Genomic DNA, 15,247 nt, shown 5'->3' with positions numbered 1-15,247 from the left:
CAGCCCCAGCGGCCGCCCCTGACCGCTCCACCGACCCGCCCCGGAAAAGCCCATGCAACGACTTCAGTTCATGCTCACGCGCATCGTGCAAGGCCTGCTGGCCCTGCTGCTGATCGCCACCGTCAACTTCTTGCTGATCCGCGCCGCGCCGGGTGACCCGGTGTCGGTGCTGGCCGGTGAGGCTGGCGCCACCGACGCCCAGTTCGTGGCCCAGTTGCGCCAGGAGTTCGGCCTGGACCAGCCCCTGTCGACCCAGCTGAGCAGCTACCTGGGCCATGTGGTGCGCGGTGACCTGGGCTTTTCGTACCGCCAGCAGCAGCCCGTGCTGCAGCTGATCCTGGACCGCCTGCCCGCCACCTTGCTGCTGACCGGCAGCGCCTTTGCCCTGTCCCTGTTGTTTGGCGTCGGCCTGGGGGCCATGGCCAGCCGGCGCGTGGGCACCTGGGTGGACAGCGCCATCACCGTGGTGGCCCTGGTGTTCTACGCCACACCGCTGTACTGGCTGGCCATGATGGCGGTGCTGGTCTTCACCGTGCAAATGGACTGGCTGCCAGGCTTTGGCTACTTCACCGTGGGCACCGCCCACCAAGGCCTGGCCCACGCCTGGGACGTGGCCCAGCACCTGATCTTGCCGGCCCTGACCCTGGCGCTGTTCTACATGGCGGTCTATGCCCGCATGACGCGCGCCTCCATGCTCGAAGTCGCGCAGATGGACTTCGTCAAAACCGCCCGCGCCAAGGGCGTGCGCCCGGGCCGCATCCAGCGCGCCCACATCCTGCGCAACGCCTTGCTGCCCGTGGTCACGCTGGCCGGCATCCAGGCGGGCGGGATGATTGGCGGCGCCGTGCTGACCGAGACCGTCTTCGCCTGGCCCGGCATTGGCCGACTGATGTTCGACGCCCTGCTGCAGCGTGACTACAACCTGCTGCTGGGCTGCTTCCTGATCACGGCCGCCATGGCCGTGCTGTTCAACCTGCTCACCGACCTGGTCTACACCCTGGTCGATCCGCGCATTGAGATGGCCTGAGGAGACGCTCCATGAGCCCTGTTCGCAAAAACGCTTTCTGGCGCCGCTTCTGCCGCAACCGTGGCGCGGTGTTCGGCCTCATCGTGCTGGGCCTGGTCGGCCTGCTGGTGGCCTTTGGCCCGCTGCTGGCCAGCCACGATCCCTGGGACATGGTGGACCAGCCCTTCTTGCAGCCGCTGCAAGAAAACGGCTTCCCCATGGGCACCGACACCATGGGCCGAGACATCCTCTCGGGCGTGGTGCGCGGCGCGCGCATCTCGATGCTGATCGGCGTGGTCTCCACCGTGGTGTCGCTGCTGATTGGCGTGTCCATCGGCGCCATCGCAGGCTACTTTGGCCGCTGGGTGGACGCCGCGCTGATGCGCTTCACCGAACTGTTCCAGGCCATTCCCAGCTTTGCCCTGGCGATTGTGCTGGTGGCCATCTTCGAGCCCTCGGTGCAGTCCATCGTGGTGGCCATCGCCATCGTCTCCTGGCCGCCGGTGGCGCGCCTGGTGCGCGGCGAGTTCCTGACCCTGCGCCAGCGTGACTTCGTGGCCGCCGCCTTGTTGGCCGGCCAAAGCACCCCGCGCATCATCCTGACCCAGATCCTGCCCAACGCCGCCTCGCCCATCGTGGTCATGGCGTCGCTGATGGTGGCCACCGCCATCTTGCTCGAGTCCAGCCTGAGCTTTCTGGGCCTGGGCGACCCCAACCAGATGAGCTGGGGCTACATGGTCGGCTCGGCCCGCACCGTGCTGCGCCAGGCCTGGTGGATGGCCGTGTTCCCGGGCCTGGCCATTGTGCTGACCGTGCTGGCCCTGAACCTGGTGGGCGAAGGCCTCAACGACGGGCTCAACGCCCGCCTCGACGGGAGACGCTGATGAACGCCGTGCTGGCCCCCCGCCTGGCTGACGAGCCCCTGCCCCACCCCGCTCCAGCCCCGACACACATCGCCTCTTTGGACGCTCCGCCCATGACCACTGCCGCCCCCCAACAGCCCGTGCTCGAAGTGCGCGGCCTCGACATCCGGCTGCCCTCGGGCGGCGATCGCCCACTGGCCGTGCAAGGCGCCAGCTTCAGCCTGCAAGCGGGCCAGACCCTGTGCGTGGTGGGGGAGTCGGGCTCGGGCAAGTCCATGATCGCCAACGCCATCATGGGCCTGCTGCCGCGCCCCCAGGTCGAACCCGTGGCCGGCCAGATCCTGTTTGACGGCGTCGACCTGCTCAGCCTCAACGAAGACCAGCTGCGCGAGTTGCGCGGCCAGCGCATCGGCATGGTGTTCCAGGAGCCCATGACCGCGCTCAACCCGGTGATGCGCATTGGCGACCAGATCGCCGAGGTGTTCGATGCCCACGTCCAGCTCTCGGCCAGCGAGAAGCGCCAGCGCATTCTGGCGGCCCTGGCCGACGTGGGCCTGCCCGAGCCCGAGCTGCTGATCGACAGCTACCCTTTCCGCCTCTCCGGTGGCCAGCGCCAGCGCGTGATGATCGCCTGCGCCCTGGTGCTGGAGCCGCGCCTGCTGATCGCCGACGAGCCCACCACCGCGCTCGACGTGACCACCCAGGCGCAAATCCTCAAGCTCATGCGCGAGCTGCAACAGCGCCGGGGCACGGCCGTGCTGTTCATCACCCACGACTTTGGTGTGGTGTCTGAAATCGCCGACCAGGTGGTGGTGATGCAGACCGGCGTGGTGGTCGAATCCGGCCCCGCACAAGCCGTGCTGACGCAGCCGCAACACCCCTACACGCGCAAGCTGATCGCGGCCATCCCGCAAGGCACCGCGCGCGTGGCCGAGCGCGAACTCGACCCCCTGCATGTGCTGCAGGTGCAGGACCTGTGCAAGACCTACCGCACCGGCGGCAGCCTGTTCAAGCGCGGCCGCGAGGTGAGCGCCGCGCGCGGTGTCAGCTTCGAACTGCGCCGGGGCCAGACCCTGGGCCTGGTGGGCGAGTCCGGTTCGGGCAAGTCCACGGTGGGCCGTTGCATCGTGGGCCTGGCGCCGTTTGAGTCCGGCCGCATCCTGTTCAAGGGGCGCAACCTGATGTCGGGCGCTGCGCTGCGCCAGCAGGCCCAGGGCAAGATTCAGATGGTCTTCCAGGACCCCTATGCCTCGCTCAACCCACGCCACCGCATCGGCCCCACATTGGCCGCAGGCCCCATCGCCCAAGGCGTTTCGCGCGAAGTCGCCTACGCCCGCGCGCTGGAGTTGCTGAAGCTGGTGGGCCTGGGGCCAGAGGCGGCGGACCGCTTTCCGCACGAATTTTCGGGTGGCCAGCGCCAGCGCATCGGCATCGCCCGCGCCCTGGCCATGGAGCCCGAGCTGCTGGTGGCCGACGAGCCCGTGTCCGCCCTCGATGTGTCGGTGCAGGCCCAGGTGCTCAAGCTGTTTGCCGAGGTGCGCGAGCGCTTCCAGCTGGCCATGGTCTTCATCACCCACGACCTGCGCGTGGCCGGCGAAATGTGCGACCACATCGCCGTCATGCAGCGCGGCCGCATCGTCGAATACGGCCCCACCCACGAGGTGCTGACCCGCCCTCAGCACGACTACACCCGCACCCTGATCGAGGCCGTGCCCCGGCTGGCCCAGGCGGCCTGAAGCCCGGCCCGAGCCCCCCCATACGATCGCCCCATCCACCGACTGACGTTCTCTCTGCGCGCCCATGTCCGATCCACGCACCATTGCCTTCCTCAGCACGCTGATCCCCATGACCCACCTCGAGAAGGCCTACCGCGCGCGCTTCCCGCAGGCCGAGCTGCGCTTTCCGGGCGCCTTGGGCGCGCTCGATGAGATCGAGGTGGCGGTCTGCTGGTACCCGCCCGACGGCCTGATGGCCCAGATGCCCAAGCTGCAACTGGTGCAGTCGGTGGGCGCCGGCGTGGACCACATCAGCGCCGACCCGGCCCTGCCCGCCGTGCCGGTGTGCCGCATCATCGACCCCGACATGGGCCAGGGCATGACGGCCTATGTGTGCTGGGCCGTGATCCACCAGCAGCGCCACATGGGCGCCTACCTGGCCAGCGCCGCCGCCGGCCGCTGGCAGGAGCAGCCCATCCAGCCACCGCGCAAGCACCGCGTGGGCATCGCCGGCCTGGGCACGCTGGGCCTGGCCTGCGCCCAGGCCTTGCTGGGCTTGGGCTACAGCGTGCGCGGCTGGAGCCGCTCACCCAAGGCCAACCTGCCCGCCGGCCTGCAAGCCTTCCATGGCGAGGCGCAGCGCAAGGACTTCCTGAGCGGCTGCGACACCCTGGTCTGCCTGCTGCCCCTGACCGACGACACGCGCGGCGTGCTCAGCCAGCCGCTGTTCGACCAGTTGCCGCGCGGCGCCCACCTGATCAATGTGGGCCGGGGCGACCACCTGGTCGAAGCCGACCTGCTGCCAGCCCTGGCCTCGGGCCAACTGGGGGCGGCCACGCTGGACGCCTTCAGCCAGGAGCCCTTGCCCCCCGAACACCCCTTCTGGTCGGAGCCGCGCATCACCATCACCCCGCACATCGCCACCCGCACCGCCCCCAGCGTGATCGCTGAACAGACCGCGCAGAACCTGGCCCGCATCCGCGCCGGCCGGGCGGCCGAGGTCGCCGTGGACCTGCAACGCGGTTACTGAATTTTTGCCCACACCCCAAGGAAGCCCCATGTCCGCCACCACCGCCCTGGCCCGCCAGGATATTGCCGCCCACCTGCACCCCTTCACCAACCTGGCCACCCACCCTGAAGTCGGGCCGCTGATGGTCACACGGGGCGACGGCATCTACGTCGAGGACGAGCAAGGGCGCCGCTACATCGAAGGCATGTCCGGCCTGTGGTGCAGCGCGCTCGGCTTCAGCCACCCACGCCTGGTGGCGGCCGGCGTCAAGGCCTTGCAGACCCTGCCGTACTACCACACCTTCAACCACCGCTCCAATCCCGCCGTGGCCGAGCTGGCCGAGCGCCTGCTGGCCGTGGCACCCGTGCCCATGGCGCGCGTGTTCTTCGCCAACTCGGGCTCCGAGGCCAACGACAGCGCGGTGAAGATGATCTGGTACTACCACAACGCCATCGGCAAGCCGGGCAAGAAGAAGATCCTGGCGCGCCAGCGCGCCTACCACGGCGTCACGGTGGCCAGCGCCAGCCTGAGCGGCCTGCCGACCAACCACCGCGACTTTGACCTGCCCATCGACCGCATCTCGCACGTCGACTGCCCACACCACTACCGCTATGGCCTGCCCGGCGAGAGCGAGGCCGACTTTGCCACCCGCCTGGCGGACGCGCTGGAGCAACGCATCCTGGCCGAAGGGCCCGACACCGTGGCCGCCTTTTTTGCCGAGCCGGTGATGGGCGCGGGCGGCGTGATCGTGCCGCCCGAGACCTACTTCGCCAAGGTCCAGGCCGTGCTGCGCAAGTACGAGGTGCTGCTGGTGGCCGACGAGGTGATCTGCGGCTTTGGCCGCACCGGCAACCTGTTCGGCAGCACCACCTTCGGCCTGCAGCCCGACATCCTGACCTGCGCCAAGGCCTTGTCTTCGGGCTATGTGCCGATCTCGGCGGTGATGGTGTCGCAGCAAGTGCACGAGGCCCTGGCCGCCAACAGCGGCAAGATCGGCACTTTCGGCCATGGCTACACCTACTCGGGTCACCCGGTGGCCTGCGCGATCGCGCTGGAGACGCTCAAGGTCTTCGAAGACGAACACATCCTGGACCGCGTGCGCGCCCTGGTCCCGGCCTTCCAGACCGGCCTGCACCAGTTGGGCCAGCGCGCCAGCGTGGGCGAGTCGCGTGGCGTCGGCCTGATCGGTGCGTTGGAACTGGTGGCCGACAAGTCCACGCGCCAGCCCCACGCCCCCGAGCTCAAAGCCGGCCCGCGCCTGGCCGCACTGGCCCAGGCGCAAGGCCTGATCGTGCGCGCCATGGGTGACACCGTGGCCCTGTGCCCGCCGCTGATCATCAGCGAGGCCGAACTGGCCACGCTGTTCCAGCGCCTGGGTGCCGCCTTCGACCAGTACGAGCAACAGCCCGCCCACTGAGGAGGTCCGGCCATGCAAGCCTTCTTCGCCCCCGACCAGCTGCTGCACACGCCGCAGCAGTTCATGCGCCTGGGCCGGCTGATGCCCCCAGCCGAGTTGCCCAGCCGCGCCGACGCCTTGCAGGCCGCCCTGCACGGCTGCGGTGTGCCCGTGCACGAGCCGCCCGAGCTGGGCCGCGCCCCACTGGAAGCCGTGCACAGCCCAGACTACCTGGACTACCTGGAGACCGCCTGGCCCCGCTGGCAGGCGCTGCGCCGTCCCGGGGTGGAGCCTGGCATCGAGGTGCTGCCCAACCTGGCGCCGTACCCGCGCGCCGGGGCGGGGGCAGGTCGCGGGCCCTGCCCCTCGCCCTCGCTGGTGGCGCAGACCGGCTACTACCTCGGTGACCTGTCCTGCCCGATCGGGCCGGACAGCTGGCGCGCCATCCTGCGCTCGGCCCATTCGGCGGTGGCGGCGGCCGACGCGGTCTGCGCGGGCGAACCCGCCGCCTACGCCCTGTGCCGCCCCTCGGGCCACCATGCCCACCGCGACCGCGCCAGCGGCTTTTGCTTTGTCAACAACAGCGCCTGCGCGGCCGAACGCCTGCTGTCCACCTTTGGCCGCGTGGCCGTGCTCGATGTGGACGCCCACCATGGCGACGGCACGCAAAACATCTTCTATGAGCGCGCCGAGGTGATGACCGTCTCCACCCATGCCGACCCCAGCCAGTACTTCCCCTTCTACACCGGCTACCCCGAAGAGCGCGGCCTGGGCGCCGGCCTGGGCTGCAACCTCAACCTGCCGCTGCGCCACGGCAGCGGCAACGCCGAATTCAGCGCCGCGCTCGAAAGCGCCGTCATCGCGCTGCGCGACTTTGCACCCCGTGCCCTGGTGCTGTCCCTGGGCTTTGACACCTACAAGGACGACCCCATCAGCGTGCTGCGCCTGGACTTTGAGGCCTACCGCCTGGCAGGCGCCCAGGTGCGCGCGCTGGGCCTGCCCACGGTGGTGGTGCAAGAAGGTGGCTACATGGTCGAGGCCATCGGCCCCGGCCTGCGCGCCTTCCTGGAAGGCCTGCATGGCTGAGCCCACCGCCGCAGCCCTCACCGCGGCCCGCGCCGCGCCCCTGCCAGGCGCTGTGGCCTCGCCACGCAGCGGCATGCTGCTGTTCCTGGGGGCCTTGCTGGCCTTCGCCTGCTACGACGCCTTTGCCAAGCAGATGCTGTTCCACTACCCCGCCACGCTGATGAACCTGACGCGCTACATCGCCGTCAGTGGCATGGCGGCCGTGCTGCTGTGGCGCCATGGTGACTGGCGGGTGTGGCGCCAGCCGCACCAAAAACTGCTCTTGCTGCGCAGCCTGATGCTGGCCATCGTGGCCACCAGCTTCATGACCGCGCTGGCCAGCATGCCGCTGGCCGAAGCCACCGCCATTTACTTCACCGCCCCGCTGATCATGGTCGCGCTGTCGCCCTGGGTGCTGGGCGAGCGGGTGGGCCGGGTGCAATGGGTGGCGGTGTGGGTGGGCTTTGCCGGCATGCTGCTGATCGTGCGGCCTGGCGGCGCCCTGCCAATGGCGGGCACCTTGCTCATGGCCCTGGCCGCCGTCTGCTATGCCCTGTTCCAGGTGCTGACGCGTCGCCTGGCGGGCCTAGTGCCCGCGCCCGTGCAATTTGCCTACATGGCCGCGGTGTGCCTGCTGGTGACCAACTTGCCAGCCCTGTTCACGCCGCCCGTGGTCTGGCCCAGCGCCACCGAATTGGCCTTGCTGATTGCAGGGGGCGTGGTCAGCGGCGGGGCTCAGTTGCTGTTGCTGGCGGCCTTTCGGCGCGTCTCGGCAGCCACGCTGGCGCCCATGAACTACCTGCAACTCCTGCTCGCGGTGCTGATCAGCACCTTCTGGTTTCAGCGCTCGCCCGATGGGGTGGCGCTCATGGGCATCGCGCTGATCATGGGCGCGGGCGTCTACCTGGCCCTGCCCAGGCGCTTAAAGTAGCGCCCCGACGCCCCGTGCAGCCGCACCGGCCCCGACAGAAAAAGAGGAGATATGCAGCCCTTCCAGCCCCTGAACCCCAGCCTGAGCGGCGCCGCCAGCGCCGCCGGCTTTTCGTCCATCGAGCTGCCCGACCTGGTGGCCGTGGTCGAAGCCCAATTGCAGCAGGCCATCGTCGCCGGCCGACTGGGCCCTGGCGAGCGCATTGTCGAAGCCGAACTGGCGCGCCAGATGGGCATCAGCCGCGCCCCGGTGCGCGAGGCCGCACGCCGCCTGGAAAGCCAAGGCCTGCTGGTGTCGCGCCCGCGCCATGGCTTTGCCGTGCGCACCATCACGCCCAAAGAGATCGACGACCTGTTCCAAGTCCGCATCGGCTTAGAGCGCATGGCCACCGGCCTGGCCTGCCAGCAAGCCACCGAGGCCCAACTGGCCCAGCTGCAAGCCCGCGTCGACGAAATGGTGGCCCAAGCGCCGCGCCTGGCCCAGGCCGAACGCGTGACCCTGGACCTGGGCATCCACGCCTACCTGTGCGAGATCTCCGGCAACGCCTACCTGCAGCGCCTGTTCAACAACATGCAGACCGAAATCCGCATGATCCTGGCCCTCACCGAGGGCAGCTACCGCGACCCGGCGCTGATCGCCGAGTCGCACCAGCCCCTGGTGCAAGCGCTGCTGCGCCGCGACGCCCAGGCCGCCGACCACGCCCTGCACCACCACCTGGTGGAAGGCCAGGAGCATGTGCAAGCCCTGTTCAAACCCAGCCCACCGGCCCCCTCCAACCCGTCCCCCACGCCACCATGAAGATCGTCTACTCGGACCAGCACCAAGACCACGACCCGCAGCAGTTCATCGTGCGCGGGCGCCTCAAGCGCAGCAACGAGCAGCCCGAGCGCGCCTACCGCCTGCTGGCCTCGGCCCAGGCCGCCGGTCACACCGTGCTGGCCCCTGAGGACCACGGTGGCGGCTCGCGCGCGGCGGTCCACACCCCGCAGTACCTGCACTTCCTCGAAACCGCCTGGGCCCGCTGGCAGACCCTGGAGGGCGCCTCCGACGAGGTCATGCCCAATGTCTACCCCTTCCCCGGCCAGCCCTTCAGCTACCCCGACAGCCTGGTGGGCCAAGCCGGCTACCACATGGGCGACAACGCCTGCAGCATTGGCCAGCACACCTGGCGCGCCGCGACGCAGTCGGCCCAGGTCGCCACCCACGCCGCCCAACTGGTGCTGGACGGCGAACACGCCGCCTACGCCCTGTGCCGACCGCCCGGTCACCATGCCTACGCCGACCGCGCCAACGGCTTTTGCTACCTGAACAACGCCGCCATCGCGGCCCAGCACCTGCGCCAGCGCCATGCGCGCGTCGCCATCCTGGACGTCGACGTGCACCACGGCAACGGCACCCAGGGCATCTTCTGGCGCCGCAACGACGTGCTCACCGTGTCGCTGCATGGCGATCCGCATTTCTGCACCCCCTTCTTCACCGGCCACGCCCATGAGCGTGGCGAGGGCGACGGCCTGGGCTACAACCTCAACCTGCCCCTGCCCAAGGGCACCGACACCGCCGCCTACCTGCAGGCCCTGGCGCGCGCCTGCACTGCCGTGCGCGCCTTTGCCCCGGGCGCCCTGGTGGTCAGCCTGGGCCTGGACGCCCACGAGCGAGACCCCTACCAGGCCATGGCCGTGACCACCGAGGGCTTTGCGCTGATCACTGCCGAGATCGCCCGCCTGGGCCTGCCCACCGTGCTGGTGCAAGAGGGCGGCTACCTGTCCGACGACCTGGGTCCCAACCTGGCCAGCGCCCTGCGCGGCTTTGAAGCCGTGGTCTGACATGCACAGCCCCCACCAGCCCAGCCCCCCCACCGCCGCCGAGATCGACGACGAGGCCAGCGACCTGCCCGGTGCGGCCGTGCTCAACGCCCCACCCGCGCCATTTGCGCTGGACCAGGCCCAGGCCCTGCTGCTGCAGCACTACGGCCTGCAAGCCCAGTTCAGCCCCCTGAGCGGCGAGCGCGATGCCAACTTCCTGGTGACCCCCGAGCACGGCCCGCGCGCCATGCTGAAAATCTCCCACCCGCTGGAGTCCCCGCTGGTGGCCGACTTCCAGACCCAAGCGCTGCGCTACCTGGCCCAGAGCGACCCCAGCCTGCCGGTGCAACGCCTGTGGCCCACCCTGGAGGGCGCCGACGCCGTGCTGCTGCCCTGCCCCGGCGGCCAGACCCGGGTGATGCGCCTGTTCAGCTACCTGGAAGGCCTGCCCATGCCCCAGGCACCGCGCTCGGCGGCCCAGCGCGCCAGTGTGGCCCAGGCCCTGGCCCGGCTGGACCGCGCCCTGGCCGGCCTGCAGCACCCAGCCAGCACCCTGGCTCTGCCTTGGGACATCCAGTACGCGCACCGGGCCCGCGGCCTGCTGCGCCATGTGCCTGACCCGGCGCGGCGTGCCCTGGCCGCGCGCGCGCTGGACGCTTTTGAGACCCAGGCCCTGCCGCGCCTGGCCGGCCTGCGCCGCCAGGCCATCCACAACGACTTCAACATCTACAACCTGCTGGTCGACCCCGCCGCGCCCGAGCGCCTGAGCGGCATCCTCGACCTGGGCGACATGGTGCACGCGCCCCTGGTCGACGACCTGGCGGTGGCCGCGTCTTATCAAATCGAGGTGGAGCGCGACGCCCTGGGCACCATCGCCGACTTCTGCGCGGCCTACCACACGGTGCTGCCGCTGCAATCGGCCGAGCTGCAGGTGCTGCCCGCGCTGATCCGTGCGCGCCTGGCCATGGTGGTGGCCATCAGTGGCTGGCGCGCCGCCCGCCAGCCCGACAACGCGCCCTACCTGCTGCGCAACAACCCCATCTCATGGGCGCGCCTCCAGGCACTGGACGGCTTGGACCCGGCCCACGCCAGCGCCCTGCTGCACCAGGCCTGCGATCTGCCCCTGCCCTCGCTTTGAATCGGTCTGAAAGCCCCGTCATGAACGCCACCGACACCGTTGACAGCGCCGCGCTGCTGGCGCGCCGTACCCGCCTGCTGGGCCCGGCCTACCGCACCTTTTACGACACCCCTTTCCACCCCGTTCGCGGCGAAGGCGTGTGGCTGTACGACGCCCAGGGCCGGCCTTTTTTGGACGCCTACAACAACGTGGCCAGCGTGGGCCACAGCCACCCCCATGTGGTGCAGGCCCTGGCGCGCCAGGCCGCCACGCTGAACACCCACACCCGCTACCTGCACGAAGGCGTGCTGGCCTATGCCGAGCGCCTGCTGGCCCTGCTGCCGCCCGAACTCGGCCACGCCATGTTCACCTGCACCGGCAGCGAGGCCAATGACCTGGCGCTGCGCATCGCCCGCACCCACACGGGCGCGCAAGGGTTGATCGTGACCCAGTTCGCCTACCACGGCGTCACCGCCTCGTTGGCCGAGGCCTCACCCTCGCTGGGCAAGCTGGTCAAGATCGGGCCCAACGTGCGCACCATCCCGGCGCCCGACAGCTACCGCCAAGACCCGGACAGCCTGGGTCGGCAGCTGGCCGAGGGCGTGCGCGCCGCCATCGCCGACCTGCAGGCGCACGGTCAGCAAGCGGCGGCCCTGCTGGTGGACACCGTGTTCTCGAGCGACGGCATCTGCACCGCGCCGCCCGGCTTTCTGCAAGAGGCCGTGCAAGCGATCCGGGCCGCTGGCGGCGTCTTCATCGCCGACGAGGTGCAACCCGGCTTTGGCCGCACGGGCGAGTCGATGTGGGGTTTTGCCCGCCATGGCGTGGTGCCCGACATCGTCACCCTGGGCAAGCCCATGGGCAACGGCCACCCAGTGGCGGGCCTGGCCGTGCGCCCCGAGGTGATGGCGGCCTTTGGCCGCGAGTGCCGCTACTTCAACACCTTTGGTGGCAACCCCGTGTCCATGGCCGTGGCCAGCGCGGTGCTGGACGTGATCGAGGGTGAGGGCCTGCAGGCCAACGCCCTGGCCGTGGGCCACTACCTGCGCGAACAACTGCGGCAGTTGGCCCAGCGCCACGAGGCGATTGGCGATGTGCGTGGCGCCGGCCTGTTCATCGGACTGGAGCTGGTCGCCGACCGGGCGCAGCGGACCCCCGACGCGGCCCTGACCGCGCGCGTGGTCAACGGCCTGCGCCAACGCCAGGTGCTGCTCAGCGCCACTGGCGAGCAGGCCAGTGCGCTGAAGATCCGGCCGCCGCTGGTGTTCTCACGCACCCACGCAGACCAACTGGTCGAGGCGCTGGACGCCGTGCTCACCGAGGCCGTGGCGGGCTGACCCGGCATGGGCTGCTGGCACCGCGCTCGCGCCTCACGGCCGCCAGGGGTCGACCGGGGCACTGGGCGTGCCCCCGGCCTCGATGGCCTCGCCAGCCAGCAGGCAGAGGTCCTCGCGGAAGCGGCTGGCCGTGAGCTGCACACCCACCGGGGTGCGCCCCACCAGACCGGTGGACACGGTCAGGCCCGGCAAGCCCATGAAGGGCAGACCGATCTGGGTCAGTTGCGCCTCCCAGACGCGGGCGTAGGCCGCCTCCCCTTGCAGGTCCAGGTCGTTGGCAAAGGGCAGTTCGGCGCTGACGGGCAAGAGCAAGACCGGGTAGCGCTCGAAGAACAACTGCCACAGGCGCACCAGGGCGGCGCGCCGGGTCAGGGTGTCGGACAGGCTGCCCGGCGGCAAGCCCTCGGCCACGGCGCGGTAACCCGCCAGCGCGGTCAGGGCGCCTGGGTCGCCCTCGCGCTCGGCTGCGGCCACCTGGGCGGCATAACCTTCACCCAGCCACAAGCGCATTTGCAAGCGGACGGCCTCGCGCAAAGGCGGCAGGGTGTCGATCTCGTCGACCTGCCAACCTGCAGTGCGCAGGCGCTCGGCCGCGTCGAGCAAAGCCGCCACCACCTCGGGCTGGGTGGCCAGGCCGTCGGGCCGCACGCACAGCGCGGCGCGCAGCGGCGCAGCCGGTCCTTGCAGCGGCGCGGGCACCCACCAGGGGTCGCGCGCGTCGGGCGCCGACATGACCTGCAGCGCCAGGCGCAGATCGGTCACGCTGCGCGCCAGTGGGCCCGAAGCGGCCATCAGCTGCGGACCGATGCCGCGCTCAGGCGAGGAGGCGTTGTAGGCCGGGATGCGGCCCAGCGAGGGGCGCAGGCCGTGCACACCGCAGGCGTAGGCGGGGTAGCGCACCGAGCCGGCAATGTCTGTGCCGTGCGCGATGTGGCCAATGCCGGCCGCCACCGAGGCCCCAGCGCCGCCCGAGGAGCCCCCAGGCGTCAGGCGGGCGTCGCGCGGGTTCAGGGTCTGACCGTGCAGCAGGTTGCTGGTGAACCAGCGGTAGCTGAAGGCCGGGGTGTTGGTGCGCCCCAGCAGCACGGCGCCGGCGCGGCGCAGGTTCTCGACCACCGGACTATCGTGCTCGGCGACCCAGTCCTGCTGGGCGCGCAGGCCATTGGTGGTGGCAAAACCGCGCTGGTCCACATTGACCTTGGTGGTCACGGGCACGCCGGCCAGGGGCCCTGGGTCCTCGCCGCGGGCCAGGGCGGCATCGATGGCCCGGGCCTGGGCCAGCACCTCGTCGGGGCGGTGCTCGACCACGGCGTTGATCGCCGGGTTGACCGCCGCCAGACGCTGCAGGGCCGACTGGGCGGCCTCCTCGGCAGAGAGTTGCCGGGAACGGATCAAAGAGGCCAGTTCGGTGGCCGTCAAACGCCAAGCTTCAGTCATCACAGGTTCAGCCTTTTTCTTTCCAACAAAACCAGGGAACAGCGGGCCAGCATAGCGGCGCCGCCTCCACTTGCCCAGCCGCGCGCGCTGCGCTGCGGCGGGTCTTCTTCCACTTGCACGGCCACCAGCGCCAGGAGCTTGCCATGACCCCCTCTACCGCCCTCACGCCCAGCACCGAAGCGCTGGCACTGGCCGTCGACGCCTTGCACGACACGATGGTGAGCCAGCTCAGCGCCCTGGTCGCCGCGCCCAGCCTCTCGGGCGCCGAACAACCCGCCGCCGCCGTGCTGGAAGCGCAGATGCAAGCCCTGGGCCTGGACTGCGAACGCATCCTGCTGGACAGCCGCCTGATCCAGGACTCACCGCTTTTCTCCTGCCCCTGCGACCCCGACAATGGGCGCTACAACCTGCTGGCCCGGCACCTGCCGCCCGCCGGCACGCCACGCGGGCGCTCGGTGCTGTTCAATGGCCACCTCGACGTGGTGCCCACGGGCCCCGACAGCCTGTGGCACAGCCCCCCCTTCCAGCCTCGGGTCGAGGGTGACTGGCTGTACGGGCGCGGCGCGGGCGACATGAAAGGGGGGCTGATCTGCACCCTCATCGCCTTGCAGGCCTTGCGTTCGCTGGGCCTTCAGCCGGCCGGCGTCGTGGGCTTCAATGCGGTGCTGGACGAGGAAAACACGGGCAATGGCACCTTGTCGACCGTCCATGCGCTGACCAACACCCTGGCCAAGGCCCGGCTGACCGACTTCGACGCGGTGATCATCCCCGAGCCCTTTGGCGAGACCCTCATGGCGGCCCAGGTGGGGGTGAGTTGGTTGTTCGTCACCCTGACCGGGCGACCCGCCCATGTGGCCTACATGGGCAGCGGGCTCAACCCCATCGAGGCCGGCATGGCCCTGGTGGCCGAGCTGAAGGTGATGGAGGCCGAATGGAACGCACCCGAGCGCCGCCACCCCGCTTTTGCCGATGTGGCCCACCCGCTGAATTTCAACCTGGGCACCATCGAAGGTGGCGAGTGGAATTCTTCGGTGCCCTGCACCTGCACCCTGGGCTTGCGCTGCAGCTACTTCCCCGGCGTGGATGCCGATGCAGCGCTGGCCGACATCAGCCAGCGCCTGCGTGCCAAGGCCCAGGCACTGAACCCGGCGCTGCAAATTGAGATCAGCGCGCGCGGGCACCGCTCGCCAGGCTGTGTCTACAACCTGGAGCACCCCGCCATGCAAGCCTTGGCCCAGGCCCACACCCAAGTCAACGGCCAGGCCCCCACGCGCCTGGCCTGCACCGCCACCACCGACGGGCGCCACTTCAGCCTGGCCACCGACCTGCCGGTGACCAACTACGGGCCCGTCGCGCGGCACATCCATGGCATTGACGAATCGGTCTCGCTGAGCAGCATGAAGCGCGTCAGCCAGACCCTGGCGCGCTTCATGGTCGACTGGTGCGGCGTGCTGCCCTGGCAGGCCTGAGCTCGCTGCGCCCCGGGACCAGCCCCCGGGGCGAGCTCACCCCGACAGAGCCCATCTTGAAACGCCCTCCAAAAAAGGTGATAATGGAGGGCTTTTGGCG

At 70.2% G+C, this 15,247-nt stretch carries 13 protein-coding genes; 12 read left to right on the top strand and 1 reads right to left on the bottom strand.

Features of this window, described 5'->3' with window-relative positions:
• Nucleotides 1-52: 52 nt before the first annotated feature.
• The 11 genes from PSQ39_RS05985 to PSQ39_RS05935 all read left to right on the top strand — a co-directional run bounded on the left by PSQ39_RS05985 (nucleotide 53) and on the right by PSQ39_RS05935 (nucleotide 12,241).
• Nucleotides 53-1,027, top strand: a complete 975-nt coding sequence (locus PSQ39_RS05985) for an ABC transporter permease (protein ID WP_273925802.1) — start codon at nucleotides 53-55, stop codon at nucleotides 1,025-1,027.
• A gap of 11 nt (nucleotides 1,028-1,038) precedes the next feature.
• Complete coding sequence (locus tag PSQ39_RS05980; protein ID WP_273925801.1) at nucleotides 1,039-1,890, top strand: ABC transporter permease; 852 nt, start codon at nucleotides 1,039-1,041, stop codon at nucleotides 1,888-1,890.
• 92 nt (nucleotides 1,891-1,982) lie between these two features.
• Entirely contained in the window at nucleotides 1,983-3,605 is a 1,623-nt protein-coding gene (locus PSQ39_RS05975) for an ABC transporter ATP-binding protein (RefSeq protein ID WP_273926354.1), read from the top strand.
• 64 nt (nucleotides 3,606-3,669) lie between these two features.
• Nucleotides 3,670-4,614, top strand: coding sequence for a 2-hydroxyacid dehydrogenase (locus PSQ39_RS05970; RefSeq protein WP_273925800.1), 945 nt, complete (start codon nucleotides 3,670-3,672; stop codon nucleotides 4,612-4,614).
• A 28-nt stretch (nucleotides 4,615-4,642) separates the two neighbouring features.
• Nucleotides 4,643-6,010, top strand: coding sequence for an aspartate aminotransferase family protein (locus PSQ39_RS05965; protein ID WP_273925799.1), 1,368 nt, complete (start codon nucleotides 4,643-4,645; stop codon nucleotides 6,008-6,010).
• A 12-nt stretch (nucleotides 6,011-6,022) separates the two neighbouring features.
• A complete protein-coding gene (locus PSQ39_RS05960) occupies nucleotides 6,023-7,075 on the top strand; it encodes a histone deacetylase family protein (protein ID WP_273925798.1) in 1,053 nt (350 codons plus the stop codon).
• Nucleotides 7,068-7,985, top strand: a complete 918-nt coding sequence (locus PSQ39_RS05955) for a DMT family transporter (protein WP_409241996.1) — start codon at nucleotides 7,068-7,070, stop codon at nucleotides 7,983-7,985. Before PSQ39_RS05960 ends, PSQ39_RS05955 begins: the two co-directional genes overlap by 8 nt.
• A 51-nt stretch (nucleotides 7,986-8,036) precedes the next feature.
• On the top strand, nucleotides 8,037-8,783 hold the full coding sequence (locus PSQ39_RS05950) for a GntR family transcriptional regulator (RefSeq protein WP_273925797.1): 747 nt from the start codon (nucleotides 8,037-8,039) through the stop codon (nucleotides 8,781-8,783).
• Nucleotides 8,780-9,808 carry a histone deacetylase family protein gene (locus tag PSQ39_RS05945; protein ID WP_273925796.1) on the top strand — a complete coding sequence of 343 codons (1,029 nt, stop codon included), beginning with the start codon at nucleotides 8,780-8,782 and terminating at the stop codon, nucleotides 9,806-9,808. The genes PSQ39_RS05950 and PSQ39_RS05945 overlap by 4 nt, the downstream gene beginning before the upstream one ends.
• Nucleotide 9,809: 1 nt before the next feature.
• Nucleotides 9,810-10,925 carry a phosphotransferase gene (locus PSQ39_RS05940; RefSeq protein ID WP_273925795.1) on the top strand — a complete coding sequence of 372 codons (1,116 nt, stop codon included), beginning with the start codon at nucleotides 9,810-9,812 and terminating at the stop codon, nucleotides 10,923-10,925.
• Nucleotides 10,926-10,945: 20 nt separating this feature from the next.
• Entirely contained in the window at nucleotides 10,946-12,241 is a 1,296-nt protein-coding gene (locus PSQ39_RS05935; protein WP_273925794.1) for an aspartate aminotransferase family protein, read from the top strand.
• A gap of 33 nt (nucleotides 12,242-12,274) precedes the next feature.
• Here the strand turns inward: PSQ39_RS05935 and PSQ39_RS05930 are convergent, their stop codons facing one another.
• Nucleotides 12,275-13,678 (bottom strand): amidase family protein, encoded by a 1,404-nt coding sequence (locus PSQ39_RS05930; protein WP_273925793.1) that lies wholly within the window; start codon nucleotides 13,676-13,678, stop codon nucleotides 12,275-12,277.
• A 143-nt stretch (nucleotides 13,679-13,821) separates the two neighbouring features.
• On the opposite strand from PSQ39_RS05930, the gene PSQ39_RS05925 reads away from it, so the two are divergent.
• Nucleotides 13,822-15,147, top strand: a complete 1,326-nt coding sequence (locus tag PSQ39_RS05925) for an ArgE/DapE family deacylase (RefSeq protein WP_273925792.1) — start codon at nucleotides 13,822-13,824, stop codon at nucleotides 15,145-15,147.
• Nucleotides 15,148-15,247: the final 100 nt, after the last annotated feature.

The organism is Curvibacter microcysteis, assembly GCF_028649455.1.
GTDB lineage: Bacteria > Pseudomonadota > Gammaproteobacteria > Burkholderiales > Burkholderiaceae_C > Curvibacter > Curvibacter microcysteis.
The sequence above is the reverse complement of the archived record's forward strand: the minus strand, read 5'-3'. Positions and strand labels throughout refer to the sequence as shown.

Excerpts from the sequence above, each read along its gene's own strand:
- PSQ39_RS05970 (WP_273925800.1), top strand. The coding sequence starts at position 3,670 with ATGTCCGATCCACGCACCATTGCCTTCCTCAGCACGCTGATCCCCATG.
- PSQ39_RS05965 (WP_273925799.1), top strand. The coding sequence starts at position 4,643 with ATGTCCGCCACCACCGCCCTGGCCCGCCAGGATATTGCCGCCCACCTG.
- PSQ39_RS05935 (WP_273925794.1), top strand. The coding sequence starts at position 10,946 with ATGAACGCCACCGACACCGTTGACAGCGCCGCGCTGCTGGCGCGCCGT.
- PSQ39_RS05945 (WP_273925796.1), top strand. The coding sequence starts at position 8,780 with ATGAAGATCGTCTACTCGGACCAGCACCAAGACCACGACCCGCAGCAG.
- PSQ39_RS05975 (WP_273926354.1), top strand. The coding sequence starts at position 1,983 with ATGACCACTGCCGCCCCCCAACAGCCCGTGCTCGAAGTGCGCGGCCTC.
- PSQ39_RS05950 (WP_273925797.1), top strand. The coding sequence starts at position 8,037 with ATGCAGCCCTTCCAGCCCCTGAACCCCAGCCTGAGCGGCGCCGCCAGC.
- PSQ39_RS05955 (WP_409241996.1), top strand. The coding sequence starts at position 7,068 with ATGGCTGAGCCCACCGCCGCAGCCCTCACCGCGGCCCGCGCCGCGCCC.
- PSQ39_RS05940 (WP_273925795.1), top strand. The coding sequence starts at position 9,810 with ATGCACAGCCCCCACCAGCCCAGCCCCCCCACCGCCGCCGAGATCGAC.
- PSQ39_RS05960 (WP_273925798.1), top strand. The coding sequence starts at position 6,023 with ATGCAAGCCTTCTTCGCCCCCGACCAGCTGCTGCACACGCCGCAGCAG.
- PSQ39_RS05925 (WP_273925792.1), top strand. The coding sequence starts at position 13,822 with ATGACCCCCTCTACCGCCCTCACGCCCAGCACCGAAGCGCTGGCACTG.
- PSQ39_RS05980 (WP_273925801.1), top strand. The coding sequence starts at position 1,039 with ATGAGCCCTGTTCGCAAAAACGCTTTCTGGCGCCGCTTCTGCCGCAAC.
- PSQ39_RS05930 (WP_273925793.1), bottom strand. The coding sequence starts at position 13,678 with ATGACTGAAGCTTGGCGTTTGACGGCCACCGAACTGGCCTCTTTGATC.
- PSQ39_RS05985 (WP_273925802.1), top strand. The coding sequence starts at position 53 with ATGCAACGACTTCAGTTCATGCTCACGCGCATCGTGCAAGGCCTGCTG.